13 protein-coding genes are annotated in these 14,013 nt (G+C 67.7%); all 13 read right to left on the bottom strand.

Annotation, left to right across the window (positions count from 1 at the left end; all coding sequences use genetic code 11):
- Positions 1-609: a tetratricopeptide repeat protein gene (locus ACFC3J_RS13065; protein WP_375196602.1), complete on the bottom strand. Its 609-nt coding sequence runs from the start codon at positions 607-609 to the stop codon at positions 1-3.
- On the bottom strand, positions 606-1,472 hold the full coding sequence (locus ACFC3J_RS13060) for a type II secretion system F family protein (RefSeq protein ID WP_375196601.1): 867 nt from the start codon (positions 1,470-1,472) through the stop codon (positions 606-608). Before ACFC3J_RS13060 ends, ACFC3J_RS13065 begins: the two co-directional genes overlap by 4 nt.
- Entirely contained in the window at positions 1,472-2,395 is a 924-nt protein-coding gene (locus ACFC3J_RS13055) for a type II secretion system F family protein (protein WP_375196600.1), read from the bottom strand. Before ACFC3J_RS13055 ends, ACFC3J_RS13060 begins: the two co-directional genes overlap by 1 nt.
- Positions 2,389-3,717, bottom strand: coding sequence for a CpaF family protein (locus ACFC3J_RS13050; protein WP_375196599.1), 1,329 nt, complete (start codon positions 3,715-3,717; stop codon positions 2,389-2,391). Before ACFC3J_RS13050 ends, ACFC3J_RS13055 begins: the two co-directional genes overlap by 7 nt.
- Positions 3,714-4,868 carry a CpaE family protein gene (locus ACFC3J_RS13045; protein ID WP_375196598.1) on the bottom strand — a complete coding sequence of 385 codons (1,155 nt, stop codon included), beginning with the start codon at positions 4,866-4,868 and terminating at the stop codon, positions 3,714-3,716. Before ACFC3J_RS13045 ends, ACFC3J_RS13050 begins: the two co-directional genes overlap by 4 nt.
- A 2-nt stretch (positions 4,869-4,870) precedes the next feature.
- Positions 4,871-6,043 (bottom strand): type II and III secretion system protein family protein, encoded by a 1,173-nt coding sequence (locus ACFC3J_RS13040; RefSeq protein WP_375196597.1) that lies wholly within the window; start codon positions 6,041-6,043, stop codon positions 4,871-4,873.
- Positions 6,040-6,951, bottom strand: a complete 912-nt coding sequence (gene cpaB / locus ACFC3J_RS13035) for a Flp pilus assembly protein CpaB (protein ID WP_375196596.1) — start codon at positions 6,949-6,951, stop codon at positions 6,040-6,042. The genes ACFC3J_RS13040 and cpaB overlap by 4 nt, the downstream gene beginning before the upstream one ends.
- Before the next feature lie 270 nt (positions 6,952-7,221).
- Positions 7,222-8,256, bottom strand: a complete 1,035-nt coding sequence (gene hppD, locus ACFC3J_RS13030) for a 4-hydroxyphenylpyruvate dioxygenase (protein ID WP_375196595.1) — start codon at positions 8,254-8,256, stop codon at positions 7,222-7,224.
- 18 nt (positions 8,257-8,274) lie between these two features.
- On the bottom strand, positions 8,275-9,456 hold the full coding sequence (locus tag ACFC3J_RS13025; RefSeq protein WP_375196594.1) for an amino acid aminotransferase: 1,182 nt from the start codon (positions 9,454-9,456) through the stop codon (positions 8,275-8,277).
- On the bottom strand, positions 9,450-10,313 hold the full coding sequence (gene phhA, locus ACFC3J_RS13020) for a phenylalanine 4-monooxygenase (RefSeq protein WP_375196593.1): 864 nt from the start codon (positions 10,311-10,313) through the stop codon (positions 9,450-9,452). The genes ACFC3J_RS13025 and phhA overlap by 7 nt, the downstream gene beginning before the upstream one ends.
- A 105-nt stretch (positions 10,314-10,418) precedes the next feature.
- Complete coding sequence (gene hutU, locus ACFC3J_RS13015; protein ID WP_375196592.1) at positions 10,419-12,086, bottom strand: urocanate hydratase; 1,668 nt, start codon at positions 12,084-12,086, stop codon at positions 10,419-10,421.
- Entirely contained in the window at positions 12,083-12,889 is an 807-nt protein-coding gene (hutG, locus tag ACFC3J_RS13010; RefSeq protein ID WP_375196591.1) for an N-formylglutamate deformylase, read from the bottom strand. Before hutG ends, hutU begins: the two co-directional genes overlap by 4 nt.
- A partial coding sequence (locus ACFC3J_RS13005) for a histidine ammonia-lyase (protein WP_375196590.1) occupies positions 12,886-14,013 on the bottom strand: 1,128 nt, incomplete at its 5' end. The genes ACFC3J_RS13005 and hutG, both read right to left, overlap by 4 nt.

The raw sequence follows: 14,013 nt of genomic DNA, 5'->3' as shown, positions 1-14,013 counted from the left end.
TCAGCCTCCCTTTCCGATCCGCGCCGCTTCCGCGGCCAGCGTCCGCCGCAGCGCAGGATCGCCGATGCTGCGCAACCCGGTCTCGGCTTCTGCGCGATGGCCGGCGACCATCAGCGCCAGCAGCAGATTGTTGCGGATCACCGCCTCCTGCGGCGCGAGGTCGATCGCTCCGCGCAGTGCCTCGATCGCCCGCGCGGCCAGCCCGGCGCGCAGCAGTGCATAGCCCAGCGCATTGCGCAGGAGCGGATCGGCCGGACTGTCCTCAACCGCTCCGGCGTAACGGTCCGCCGCCTCCACCCAATGCCCTCGCGCCGCCAGCAGATGCCCGCGCACTGCGTTCGCGCCCTGCGCATCGGCGGGTAGGACCACCGCCTCCGCCGCATCAATCTGGCCCAGGTCGATCAGGCTGTTGACCCGCAGCAGCCGCGCCTCGGCATCATCCGGATAGCGCCGCTCGAAGTCGTCGAGATAGGCGAGCGCCGCCCGCGACCGTCCATCGGCACGCGCCTGATGGATGAGTTGCAGATAAAGCCCCCGCATCTCGGGTGCCTCCTCCGCCTGCGCGGGTGGGGCCGCCATCAGCAGCGCGGCCAGCACCATCCGCCTCATCGCGACACTCCCTTCAGCGTATCGAAGATCGCCACCACCGGCGGTCCGCCCAGCACCACGAACAGGGCGGGCATGAAGAAAAGGATCATCAGCACGACCATCCGCACGGTGATGCCGCCCATGGCTTCGCGCGCCCGCATGACGCGCCGCTGGGTGAATTCGCGCACGAACTCGCGCAGCGCGGGGGCCAGCTCCACGCCCTGAAACAGCGCCTGCCGGAACAGCGACGCCAGTTCCTTCGCGCCGCTGACCGCCACCCGCGCCGCCCAGCGGTCGAGCGCCAGATCGTAGCGCATTCCCCGGTCGAGATCGGCGACCAGCAGCGCAATCAGCCGCGCATGCTGCGGCACGGCGATCCCCTCGTCCCGCGCAATCGAGCGAAAGCACTGGTCGAGCGAAATCCCGCTTTCCAGCATCATCAGCATGAGGTCGAGCAGGAAGGGAAATTCCGCCATGATCGCCCGCGCCCGCCGCGCCGCGAGCAGGTGGATCGCCTGCTTGGAGCCGACATAGGTGAGGCCGCAGGCGATCACGATCAGCAGCGGCCGGGCGAAGACGCTGCCGGACGCGAGATGGCTTGCCAGCATGACCAGCAACGCCACGCCCAGCGTCGCCCCCAGCCGCGCCCAGACGAACCAGTCCGGCGCCCGCGCATCCTGAAAGCCTGCCAGCCTCAGCTTGGTTGCGATTTCCGATCGGTCGCGCCCGCTGGCGGAAAACAGGCCCGGCCGTTGCCGGAGGGGGGCGCTGGCCGGCGCCAGCCCCAGCCGCGCCTCCAGCCGCCGCTCCGCCAGCATCGCCCGCGCGCCTTGCGCCGCGCATCCCAGCGCCGCCGCGCTCAGGAGGAACCAGAGCGCCGCCATCAGAAGGCCAGCCTCATCACCCGCCGCATCACCAGCATGCCCAGCCCTTGCAGCGCCACCGCAAGGGCCGCGAGCCGGGCGCCACGCGGATCGTGCAGGAAGAAATCGACATAGGAGGGGTTCATCGCCACCAGCAGCGCCATCGCCACCAGCGGCATGGCGACCAGCACCCGGCCGCTGATCCGCGCTTCGGAAATGGCGGCCTTCAGCTCGCGCTTGATCCTGATGCGCTCGCGCAGGATGTTGGACAGGTTCAGCAGCACCGCGGAAATCGACCCGCCATAGCGCATGTTGGTGCGGATCGCGGCGGCCAGCATCGATATTTCGGGAACGCGCAGCCGCTCCGCCAGCATCTGCATCGCGTCCGCGACCGGCGCGCCCAGGTCCAGCCGCCGCGCAACGGGCGCGATGAAGCTCTGCACGATGGCGGGCGCATCGGCCAGCGCCCGTTCCATCGCCTGCGCCAGCGAATGGCCGATCGCCTGCATCTGGCGCACGGCGTCGATATAATAGGGCAGCGCCTCGATCAGCGCCTCGACCCTTTGCCGCGCCCGGCGCCTGACCCAGCCGAGCAGCCCCAGCGGCACCCCTGCGATCACCGCCAGCGCCGCCACCGGCCCCGCGGCGAGCAGGGCGGCCAGCGCGGTCAGCAGCAGCAGGCCGCCCAATATCCCCAGCGCCCGCGTCGTCAGTTCGATCTGCGCCTGCGCCAGCAGCGGGGCCACGGCATCCGGCACCGACAGCACGGTCCGGCGCGGCGTCGTCGCGGCTGCGGCCCCGGCCCCGGCCCCGACTCCGGCCTCGATAAGGCCCAGCCGCCGGTCGATCTCCGCCCGTTGCCGCCCCTGCTGCGCCAGCAATTGCCAGCCGATCCCCGCGACCATCAGCAGCGACAGCAGGAGGAAGGCCGCCCCGCTCAGCATGGCCGCCCGCCCCGGTAATCGCGCAGCCGCGCCGCGAAAAAGGGCCGCAGCGACAGCGTCCGGAACGCGCCCAGACCCGACAGAGCAGGCTGTTCCTGAAAGGCGAACAGCTCGTTCAGCGAATAGGCATCGCCCTCCAGCCCCGTCACTTCGCTGACCGACATGACCCGGCGGCTGCCATTGGCGAGGCGCTGCAATTGCACCACCACATGCACGCTGTTGGCGATGAAGCGCCGGATGGCGCGAATGTCGCTTTGCACCCCGGCAAAGCCCAGCAGCATTTCCAGCCGGGCGAAGGCGTCCCGGGGGCTGTTGCCGTGCAGCGTCGCCATCGATCCGTCATGGCCGGTCGACATGGCCTGCAACATCTCGACCGCCTCCACGCCGCGCACCTCGCCCAATATGATCCGGTCAGGCCGCATCCGCAGCGCGTTGCGCACCAGTTCGCGGCTGCTCACCTCCCGGTTGCCGTCGACGGTCGGCGGCCGCGTCTCCAGCCGCACGACATGGTCCTGCCGCAACTGGAGTTCGGCGGCATCTTCGATGGTGATGAGCCGCTCGCGATCGCCGATGAAGGTCGACAGCATGTTGAGCAGGGTCGTCTTGCCCGCCCCGGTTCCGCCGCAGATCAATATGTTGAGCCGCGACCGCACCGCCGCGCTCAGATATTCCGCCATGTCGGCGCTCATGACCTGTCGGTCGACGCAATCCTCGATCGTCAGGCTCTGCAAACGGAATTTGCGGATCGACAGTGTCGGCCCGTCCAGCGCGACCGGCGGGATCACGATGTTCACCCGCGACCCGTCCGGCAGGCGCGCATCGACATAGGGGCTGGCCTCATCCACCCGCCGCCCGATCGGCCCCACGATGCGCTGGATGATGTTCATCAGATGCGCGTCGTCGCGAAAGCGCGTCTCGACCTTCTCCAGCAATCCGCCGCGCTCGGCATAGATATGGCCCGGCCCGTTGACGATGATGTCGTCCACCGACGCGTCGCGCAGCAGCGGCGCCAGCGGCCCCATGCCCGCCACCTCATCCTCGACATCCTCGATCAGCAGCAGCCGTTCCGCGCTGTTGAGCGCCAGTTGCCCGCGCCGGCTGCGGGCGGCGATGACCTGTTCGATCGCCTCGCGCAGCGCTTTGGGTCCCAGTGTTTCGGCCGTCTCGCCCCGCGCTTCGAGTTGCTCGATCAGCTGCGCGCAGGTCTGCGCCTTGGCGATCTGGTAGCTGTCGCTCATCCGCTGCGCGGCGGGCTGGGCCACCGGCATGATGCGCAGTTCGCGGGCTGGCACGAAGCCTTCTTCGCCGGTCAGCAGGCTCATGACGCCTTGTCCACGACCTTGAGCATCGCCCGCCGCCAGCGATCGATCCCGCCAGCCTTCGGCGCCATTCCGCAGGCGCGCCGGATCGCGGCCATATAGGCTCCGCCATCCGCCTCCATCGCCATCGGTCGCCCGGCGTTCAGCGCGTTGCGCATCCGCGCACGGTCGGTCGGCACCGCCAGCATGGACCCCACGCCCAGCGCTTCGGCCATGCGCCGCCCGTCCAGCAGCACGCCGGGCAGATGATCCCAGACCAGCAGCCGCATCGCTTCGACCCGTTCGCGTTCCGCTCCGATCCGGTCGATCAGGCGGCGGCAGGCCTCGATCTCGCGGATCGACTGGCCGCAGAGCAATTCGACCCGGTCGGCCTCCGCCATCGCCTCGCGCAGCAGCCCGGCGTGGCGCAGGCTCCCCGCATTCAGCACGACGTCGCCGCAAATATGGCGCAGCAGCCGGATCAGCGCCGCCAGATCGCCCGGCGTCAGCCCCGCCGGTTCCGCCCCGGTGCCCCCGTCGAAAGTCAGCAGCATCAGGCCGCTCGGCCCATGCCGCGCCGCCGTGCTGGCGAGCAGGCTGGCGTCCAGCCGATCCATGTCGCCGATTGCCGACGCCAGCCCATAATCGACGCTGAGGTCGAGATAGCTCGCCGCCGCGCTGGTCGGCAAAGTGCAGTCGATCAGCAGCGTCGAGGGCTGCTGCGCGGCAAGGCAGATCGCCATGTCCGTCGCTGCCATCGCGCAGGCGTCGCGGTCTGCGCCCAGCAGCAGCGTCAGCCGCCCCCGGCTGGCCCGATCCGCCGCCGCCTCATGCAGCAACCGCGCCAGCACGGCGGCGATTTCGGTTCCTTCCCCCGCGCGCGGAATGACGTCGCTCGCGCCTGCGCGGATGGCGCGCAGCAGCGGCTCGGCCTCCATCTCGCCGGTCGCCAGCACCACCGGGCGGCCATTGGCGCTGTCCACCACCGCCCCAATCGCCGCCGACAAAGCGCGCTCGGGCGGAATGGCGGCCCGGTCGATGACGATCAGGCCCGGCCCTTCCAGCGTCTGCGCATCGACCGACTGCGCCAGCGCCACCGGCACGCGCCCGCCCATCGCCTCTTCGATCCGCTGCGCCAGCGCCCGGTCGACCGAGAGCAGGATGATCCGCGCCATCTTCAGCGCCTCACAACGCCAAAGGGCGCGCTCGACTGGTCCAGCCCGTCCGTGCCGACGATCATGTCGCCTATGCCGGGGTCGATCCTGGCGGTCGCCGCGCCGGGCAGGGGCGGCACCTCCTCCGGCTTCATCGGACCCACCAGCCGCGGCGTGGCGACGATGATCAGCTCCTGCTTTTCCTTCTGGTTCTGCTGCCGCCTGAAAAAGGCGCCCAGCACCGGAATGTCGCCCAGAAAGGGCGTCTTTTCCCGGGTCACGGACTGGCTGGAATAGCTCAGCCCCGCGATGACGAAACTCTGCCCGCTGCCCAGTTCGACCGTCGTTTCGGCCGACCGCCGCCGCAGCCCCGGCACGACATAGCCCTGCAACTGGACGCCGTTATTATAGTCCAGTTCGCTGACCTCCGGCGCGATCTTGAGCACGATATGCTCCTTCGACAGCACGAAGGGAGTGACGGACAGCCGCACGCCAAATTCCTTATACTGGATTGAAAGCGTGCTGCCGGTGCCCGACACCTGCGGCACCGGCACCGGGAATTCGCCGCCTGCAAGGAAACTGGCCTGTTCGCCGGACCGGACCAGCAGGGTCGGCTGGGCCAGCAATTGCGACAGCCCGTTGGAGGAAAGCGCGCTCAGCACGGCGCCGATGCCGCGATTGGGGGCGGACAGGAACAGGTTGAAGGCGTTCTGGATCGGCGCGCTGGCCTCGACCGCAAGCCCCTGCGGACTGAAGGAGGCGCTGCTCAGGCTGCTGGGCGAGACGATCGCGCCCTGAATGTCGCCCGACAGTTTCGAGAAGTTGAACCCCAATGCCTTGAGCGTCGACGCGGACACCGCCGCGAACTGCACGTCGACGGCGACGACCTGCTCGCCCGATCGGACGATGGGGGCGCTCGCCGCCGCGTCGGGCTGGACGCTGACCGGCTCCCGCGCGATCAGCCCGCCGTCACCGCCATAGATGCTGACGGTCGCCTCGCCTTCGCCGATGGCGGTCAGGCGCAGCGACCGGGCGGAGGGCGCGGCGACGGCGAGCACGCCTTCCCGGTCCACTTCGACCCGCCCGATGGCGCGGGGATAGGAGAGGGTGCGCTGTTCCTTCGGGCGGAGCGCGGTCTGCGCCGCCGCGCTGGCCGGCAGGGTCAGGGCGACGAGGCTGGTCAGCAAAATCCTCAACGGGCGGCACTCCCGGAATAGATGGTTTCGCGGCGGTCGCCCACGACCAGTTCGATCGCATGCGGCGCCGGGCGGGGGACGGCGCGCGGAGCGGGCGCAGGGGCAGCCGCGATGCGCGGCAGAACAGGCTGCGGCGCGGGATCAGGTCCGGCGGAGGCCGCCATGGCCACTGCCACCTGCGCGCCGTCCGCCGGGTTGCGCAGCGACAGCGTCAGCGCCCCGGTGCTTTTTGCGAGCGAAAGGGTCGACACCTGTTGCGGCGACAGCGCCAGCGTCACCGTGCGCGCAGGCGGGGGAGGGGAGGCCAGCGCGCCATCCACCCCCGAAGCCTGCTGCGCGCCGACGACGACCTCGCCCACGGCCAGCACCTGCACCATCTGCAACAGCGCCTGCGCCCGGCTGCGCCCGCTGCCCCGCGCACCGCTGATGGCGTCGGCGCCGGGATAGACGACCTGCACATCGACCCGGTCGCCCGGCCGGACCAGGCCGGCGACGGCGATTTCGGCGGTCGTGTCGATGCTGACCGCCCGCATCCCCATCGGCACGCGGATGGCGAGCTTGCTCTCCATTCCCACCGCGTCGCGCGCGATGAGCGCGCGGGCAGCGATGTCCCGCGTCGCGACCTTGCCCATCACTTCGGCGGCGGTGGCTGCAAATGGAAAGCGGGCCGGATCGCCCGCTGCATTGCGGATCATGGCGGCGGTGATCGTTTCGCCGGTTTTGATCGGTCGGGCCGCCTGCGCCAGCACCATGACGGGCGGAGCAGGCTTCGATGGCGCGGCCATCCCTTCGCTTTGCGCCATGGCGGCAGAGGCGTTGCGCAAGTCGCGGATGCCCAGCGCAAGAAAAGCGCAGGCGGCCGCCAGTCCCACAGCGATGGTCAGCTTGGCTTTCAGACCCAGACGCATCTTTTTCCCCTTGAGCGCAAAGCGCCTTACCCGGGGAAATTCATAGCCTTGGGGCCGTTGTCAGGGCATGAAAGAAGAAACCGTATCGGCGCAATGTCCGCAGCCCGCAAAAAGCGACTTTGCGTAACCGTGACGGGCATTTTGCCGATGCCGGCCACGCAAAAGCCTGTCCGCAGCGGGCCTGTTTGCTCCGAAACGGTTGCAATTGCCGGTGAGAGAGTGTGGGTGCCGCACCGGAATGCGCTCTTCCGCGCATTTCCAAACAGCCTCTCAGGCGTCGACCTTTATGACGCCGCGCCTGATCTGATCCAGTTCGATGCTTTCGAACAGCGCCTGAAAATTGCCGTTGCCGAACCCTTCATTGCCCTTGCGCTGAATGATCTCGAAGAAGATCGGCCCGAACATATTTTCGGTAAAGATCTGGAGCAGAATGCCCTCGTCGCCGACATTGCCGTCGATCAGGATGCGGTTCTTCTTCAGCCGCTCCAGATCCTCGCCATGGCCCGGCACGCGCTTGTCGACCAGCTCATAATAAGTCTCGATCGTATCCTGCAACTTGACGCCGCGCGCCCGCAGCCTTTCCACCGTATCGTAGATATTGCCGGTGGTGAGCGCCAGATGCTGGATGCCCTCGCCATGATATTGGCGGATGAATTCCTCGATCTGGCTCTTGTCGTCCTGACTTTCGTTGAGGGGGATGCGGATGGCGTGATCGGGGGCGATCATCGCCTGGCTGAACAGGCCGGTCGCCTGCCCCTTGATGTCGAAATATTTCTGCTCCTCGAAATTGAAGAGCGTGCGATAGAATTCGCTCCACACCCGCATCTGCCCGCGGCGGACATTGTGGGTCAGGTGATCGAGCAGGTCCAGCCCGACATTGTTTCTCGCCTCCGCCTCGCGCCAGCCGGGAAACTCCGCCCAGTCGGCATAAAGGTCTTCGCCGTCCCTGATGAAATAGAGATAGGAGCCGCCAATGCCCTGGATGACGGTGTCATCCTCCTCCGTGGGCCGGGCGCCATGGTCCAGCGCCCAGCGCATCGCGGCTTCAGGGTCGGCCACGCGAAATGCCATGGCGCTGGCCGAAGGACCATGTTCGCCCCGGAAGGCCGCCACCCGCCCGGCATCGTCGCGGTTCAGCATCAGGTTGATGCGCCCCTGCTTGTAGCGGGTGATGTTCTTGGTCGGATGGCGGTGCGACGGCACGAAGCCCAATTGTTCGAACTGCGCGCCCATGGCTTCGGGGTCGGGCGAGGTGAATTCGACAAATTCGAAACCGTTGAGTCCCAGCGGATTGGTGTCGGCCATGAAAGCGTTCCTCCCGAATTATAGATAGGGCGCGAGGCCCGCGACAAAGGCGGGGATGCTGTCCATCGTCAGGCCCGCAATATTGATCCGGCCATTGCCCGCCATATAGATGCCATGGTCGCGGCGCAGCCGGTCGACCGCGTCCGGACCCAGCGGCAGCAGCGCGAACATGCCGCGCTGGCCGCTGATGGGGGCAAGCCGCGGGTCGCAGGCGGCGAGCGCGGCGCGCAGGCGGTTGATCCGCGCCCGCATGCCGTCCAGCTCCGCCGCCCAATCGGCGCGCAACGCCGGATCGTCCAGCACCAGCCGCACCACCGCCGCGCCATGATCGGGCGGCATCGACCAGAGCGACCGCGCCAGCGCCAGCATATTGCCGCGCACCAGCGCCGTCTCGTCCGACTGCACCCACAATGCGCCCACGCGCTCGCGATAGAGTCCGAAATTCTTGTCGCAGCTATAGGCGATCACTGCCTCCGGCACGTCGCGCACCATCTCGCGCATCGCCGCCGCGTCGGCGTCCAGCCCGTCGCCCAGCCCCTGATAGGCGAGGTCGATGAAGGGCAGCAGCCCACGGCTTTCGCAAAGGCGCCCGATCTGCCGCCATTGTTCGGCGGTGAAGTCGGCCCCGGTCGGATTGTGGCAGCAGCCGTGCAGCAGCAGCACATCGCCCGGCCGCGTCCGCTCCAGATCCTCCATCATCCCTTCGAAATCGATCCCGGCATTGGCGACGTCGAAAAAGCGATGGGTCTGGACCGGAAGGCCCGCCTCGCGGAAGATCGGCGCATGGTTGGGCCATGTCGGCGCCCCGATCCAGATGGTGGCATCGTGACGGCTATGCGCAATCAGCTCCGCGCCCAGCCGCAGCGCGCCCGTTCCGCCCGGAGTCTGCACGCCGGTCAGCCGGTCGGAACCCGCGCCAAAGGCGACGTCCGCCAGCAATTCGACAAAGCGCGCATCGCCCTCCGCGCCCAGATAGGATTTCGTGGCCTGATCCCGCAGCAGCGTCGCCTCGGCCGCCTTGACCGCTCGCATCACCGGCGTCGCGCCCAGATCGTCGCGGAACACGCCCACGCCCAGATCGAGTTTCCCCGGTCGCTCATCGGCGCGGTAAAGCCCGATCAGCCCCAGCAGCCCGTCCGCCGGCTGCACCGTCAGATCGCCGAAAAAGCTCCGTTCCTCGACCAGTTCCCGCATCAGCATGGCAGTTTCGCCCGCGCATAATCCTGGCTGCCGCGATGATAGACGCGGTCCTCCGGCAGCACCGCATCCGGGGCCAGATCGCTCGCCTGTTCCAGCTCGCGGTATATGGGTCCGAAATCCACGTCAGACGTCTTGCGCAAGAGATCCTCGAAACTGTCGATCACAAAATAGCTCTGTTGATAGTCGTCGATCTTGTATTCGGTGCGCATCAGGCGCTTGAGATCAAAGCTGATCCGGTTGGGCGACGGATCGTCCAGCGCGAACACCGACTCGCCATAGGATGAGACGATGCCCGCCCCATAAAGCTGAAAGCCGCCGTTGCGCCGCATCAGCCCGAATTCGACCGTATACCAGTAAAGCCGCGCCAGATGATCGATCGCGCCCATATGATCGGCGCGCAGCCCGCCCTCGCCATAGGCCTGCATATAGTCGGCAAAGGCCGGGTGGGTCAGCAGCGGCACATGGCCGAACACATCGTGAAAGACGTCCGGCTCCTGCAAATAGTCGATCTGTTCGGGCTTGCGGATGAAGCGTCCGGCGACGAAGCGCCGATTGGCGAGATGGTCGAAAAACACCCGGTCGGGCACCAGCCCCGGCACGGCGACCACCTGCCATCCGGTCGCCTTCATCAGCCGGTCGGACAGTTCGGCAAAATCGGGGATGCCGGGCCGGGTCATGCGAAGAATGTCCAGCCCTTCCAGAAATTCCGGCACGACGCGGCCGGGCAGCATCGCCGCCTGCCGCTCGAACAGCCGGTCCCACATCGCATGTTCGGCGGGGCTATAGGCGGCCCAGTCCTGCGGGACCGTCCAGTCCGCAGCCGCGCCTTCGGGCAATGTCAGTTCCGCATGGGCCATGGCCGCCTTATCGCATGGGAAAGCGGAAAACGGGTTTCAATTTCGCTCCGCTCGCGCCCTTTTGTGAAACAAGATAATCACTTCATGCTAAAATGCGAAACAGGATCATCCCAATATGCCGGGCAGGTCCAATCCCTTCTCCCGCGCGCAATCCCGCGCAATGGCGTAGCCCGCATCGGCATGGCGCATCACGCCGGTCGCGGGATCGTTCCACAACACCCGCTCCAGCCGCCGCGCCGCCGCCTCGCTGCCGTCCGCGACGATCACCATGCCGCTATGCTGCGAATAGCCCATGCCGACGCCGCCGCCATGATGCAGCGACACCCAGGTCGCCCCCGACGCGGTATTCAGCAGCGCATTGAGCAGCGGCCAGTCGGACACGGCATCGCTGCCGTCCTGCATCGCCTCCGTCTCACGATTGGGCGAGGCGACGGAGCCGGAGTCCAGATGATCGCGCCCGATCACCACCGGCGCCTTCAGTTCGCCCTTCGCCACCATCTCGTTGAAGGCGAGGCCGAGCCGGTGCCGGTCGCCCAACCCCACCCAGCAGATCCGCGCAGGCAGCCCCTGAAAGTGAATCCTCTCTCGCGCCATATCCAGCCAGTGATGCAGATGCGCGTCATCGGGCAGCAATTCCTTCACCTTCGCATCGGTGCGATAAATATCCTCCGGGTCGCCCGACAGCGCCGCCCAGCGGAACGGCCCGATCCCCCGGCAGAACAGGGGCCGGATATAGGCCGGTACGAAACCGGGAAAATCAAAGGCGTTGTCGACCCCCTCATCCTTCGCCATCTGCCTTATATTATTGCCATAGTCGGTGGTCGGCACGCCTGCCGCCTGAAAGTCCAGCATCGCCCGTACATGCACCGCCATGCTCGCCTTCGCGGCCTTCGCCACCGCGTCCGGCTCCCGTTCGCGCCGCTCGGTCCATTCCGCGACGGTCCAGCCGATGGGCAGATAGCCGTTCACCGGATCATGCGCGCTGGTCTGGTCGGTCAAAAGGTCAGGCCGCACCCCGCGCCGGTAAAGTTCCGGCAAAATCTCCGCCGCATTGCCCAGCAGGCCGACCGAAACCGGCTTCCGCTCGGCGCAGCTCCGTTCGATGACCGCCAGCGCCTCCTCGATCGAGGGGGCCGCGACATCCAGATAGCCGGTGCGCAGCCGCATCTCGATCCGGCTCGGCTGACATTCGATGGCAAGGCAGGATGCCCCCGCCATCACGGCGGCCAGCGGTTGCGCGCCGCCCATGCCGCCCAGCCCGGCGGTCAGCAGCCATTTGCCCGACAGGTCGCCGCCGTGATGCTGCCGCCCCATCTCGACGAAGGTTTCATAGGTGCCCTGCACGATGCCCTGCGTGCCGATATAGATCCACGATCCAGCGGTCATCTGCCCGTACATGGCCAGGCCGCGCTTATCGAGTTCGTTGAAATGCTCCCATGTCGCCCAATGCGGCACGAGGTTGCTGTTGGCGATCAGCACCCGCGGCGCATCCGCATGGGTCCGGAACACGCCCACGGGCTTGCCCGACTGCACCAGCAGCGTCTGGTCATCCTCCAGCCGCTTCAGCGTCTCGACGATCCGGTCATAGCTTTCCCAGTCCCGCGCCGCCCGCCCGATCCCGCCATAGACGACCAGCTCCTCCGGCCGTTCTGCCACATCGGGATGGAGATTGTTCATCAGCATCCTGAGCGGCGCCTCGGTCAGCCAGCTTTTCGCGCTCAGCGTCGTGCCGGTGGCGGGACGGATGATGCGGCTATTGTCGATCCGGGTCATTGCGCCTCCTCGGCAAAACGCACGCAGCATTGGAGAATATCGCCCAGAATGGCGGCCATCGGCGCGGCCCGCCCGGCATCGAAATCCGGCGGCCAGTTGGCTTCATCGGGCGCCTCCGGCTCCTCCAGATAGCCGCGCATCGCCAGTTCCATCTGGATCGCATGCACGCCCTTGTCCGGCTCGCCATAGTTGCGCGTCGTCCAGCCGCCCTTGAAACGGCCGTTCAGCACATGGCTCTGCCCGGTGGCGGCGCAAATCCCCTGCACCGCGGCGGACAAAGCGGGGGCGCAGCTGACGCCCCCGAACGTGCCGATATTGAACAGCGGCAACTGCCCCTCGAACAGCCGGGGCACATGGCTGCGGATCGAATGGGCGTCATACAGCACCACCCGTTCATGCCGCACGCGCAGCCGCGCAATCTCCCCGGCCAGCGCCGCATGATAGGGCACGAACCAGCGCTCCGTGCGCCGCGCAATCTCAGCCTCGTCCGGCCCCGAACCCGCATAAAGCGGTTCGCCGTCGAAAGTCGTGGTCGGGCAAAGCTCGGTCGTCGCCTGCCCCGGATAGAGCGACGCGCCGGAGGGATCGCGGTTCACATCGATGACGCTGCGGGAAATGCCGGTGCGCACCACCGTCGCGTCCAGATCACGGGCAAAGCCGTATAGCCGGTCCACCCACCAGTCCGCATCCCGCCGCGCCAGCCATTCAGACCGGAATCCCCCGACATCGGCCAGGTCGGTCCCCGCATGCGGTATGGCCACGACCAGCGGCGCCTCCCCGGACATCACGTCAAGCCAGCTCATGACAGTACACCCGGCAGGACAAGGCCCGCCGCCTCGATCACGGCGCCCGACCGGATCAGCGCGTTGGCTGCCTCCATGTCGGGGTGGAAATGCCGGTCCTCCTCCAGATGCGGCACCCGGACCCGCAGCAGCGCCCGCACCCGCTCCAGAGCATCCGACGAGCGGAGATTAGCATGAAAGTCGCATCCCTGACATGCCGCCAGAACTTCGATGCCGATCACCGCCTGCGCATTTTCCACCATCTCCGCCAGCCGCCGCGCGCCATGGGCGGCCATCGACACATGATCCTCCTGATTGGCGGAGGTCGGGATGGAATCGACGCTGGCGGGAAAGGCGCGCTGCTTGTTCTCGCTGACCAGCGCCGCCGCCGTCACCTGCGGGATCATGAAGCCGCTGTTCAGGCCGGGCCGGGGCGTCAGGAAGGCGGGCAATCCCGACAGCGCCGGATCGACCAGCATGGCGATGCGCCGCTCGGCGATCGATCCGATCTCGCACACCGCCATGGCGATCATGTCGGCGGCGAAGGCCACAGGCTCGGCATGGAAATTGCCGCCCGACAAGGCCTCGTCCGTATCGGCAAAGATCAGCGGATTGTCGGACACCCCATTGGCTTCCGTCTCCAGCATCGCGGCGGCGGATCGCATCACGTCCAGCGCCGCGCCCATCACCTGCGGCTGGCAGCGCAGGCAATAGGGGTCCTGCACGCGGGGATCATGCTCCTTGTGCGAGGCGCGAATGGCGGAACCCGCCATCAGCGCCGCCAAAGCCTCTCCCACGGCGATCTGTCCGGCATGGCGCCGCAGCCGGTGAATGCGCGGATCGAAGGGCGCGTCGGTGCCCTTCGCCGCCTCTGTGGATAGCGCGCCCGTCACCAGCGCCGTGCGGAACAGCCGGTCCGCCCCGAACAGCCCGGCCAGCGCATTCGCGGTCGAAAATTGCGTGCCGTTGAGCAGCGCCAGCCCCTCCTTCGGCCCCAGTTCCACCGGCGCCAGCCCCGCCTGCGCCAGAGCCTGCGCGGCGGGCATGGCCACGCCGTCCACGACAATCTCCCCCACGCCGATCATCGTCGCGGTCATATGCGCCAGCGGGGCAAGGTCGCCGCTCGCCCCGACGGAGCCTTGCGC

The organism is Sphingobium sp., assembly GCF_041987595.1.
Classification (GTDB): domain Bacteria; phylum Pseudomonadota; class Alphaproteobacteria; order Sphingomonadales; family Sphingomonadaceae; genus Sphingobium.
The sequence above is the reverse complement of the archived record's forward strand: the minus strand, read 5'-3'. Positions and strand labels throughout refer to the sequence as shown.

Coding starts and splice junctions, on each gene's coding strand:
- ACFC3J_RS13065 (WP_375196602.1), bottom strand. CDS start 609: ATGAGGCGGATGGTGCTGGCCGCGCTGCTGATGGCGGCCCCACCCGCG.
- ACFC3J_RS13060 (WP_375196601.1), bottom strand. CDS start 1,472: ATGGCGGCGCTCTGGTTCCTCCTGAGCGCGGCGGCGCTGGGATGCGCG.
- ACFC3J_RS13055 (WP_375196600.1), bottom strand. CDS start 2,395: ATGCTGAGCGGGGCGGCCTTCCTCCTGCTGTCGCTGCTGATGGTCGCG.
- ACFC3J_RS13050 (WP_375196599.1), bottom strand. CDS start 3,717: ATGAGCCTGCTGACCGGCGAAGAAGGCTTCGTGCCAGCCCGCGAACTG.
- ACFC3J_RS13045 (WP_375196598.1), bottom strand. CDS start 4,868: ATGGCGCGGATCATCCTGCTCTCGGTCGACCGGGCGCTGGCGCAGCGG.
- cpaB (WP_375196596.1), bottom strand. CDS start 6,951: ATGCGTCTGGGTCTGAAAGCCAAGCTGACCATCGCTGTGGGACTGGCG.
- hppD (WP_375196595.1), bottom strand. CDS start 8,256: ATGGCCGACACCAATCCGCTGGGACTCAACGGTTTCGAATTTGTCGAA.
- ACFC3J_RS13025 (WP_375196594.1), bottom strand. CDS start 9,456: ATGCTGATGCGGGAACTGGTCGAGGAACGGAGCTTTTTCGGCGATCTG.
- phhA (WP_375196593.1), bottom strand. CDS start 10,313: ATGGCCCATGCGGAACTGACATTGCCCGAAGGCGCGGCTGCGGACTGG.
- hutU (WP_375196592.1), bottom strand. CDS start 12,086: ATGACCCGGATCGACAATAGCCGCATCATCCGTCCCGCCACCGGCACG.
- hutG (WP_375196591.1), bottom strand. CDS start 12,889: ATGAGCTGGCTTGACGTGATGTCCGGGGAGGCGCCGCTGGTCGTGGCC.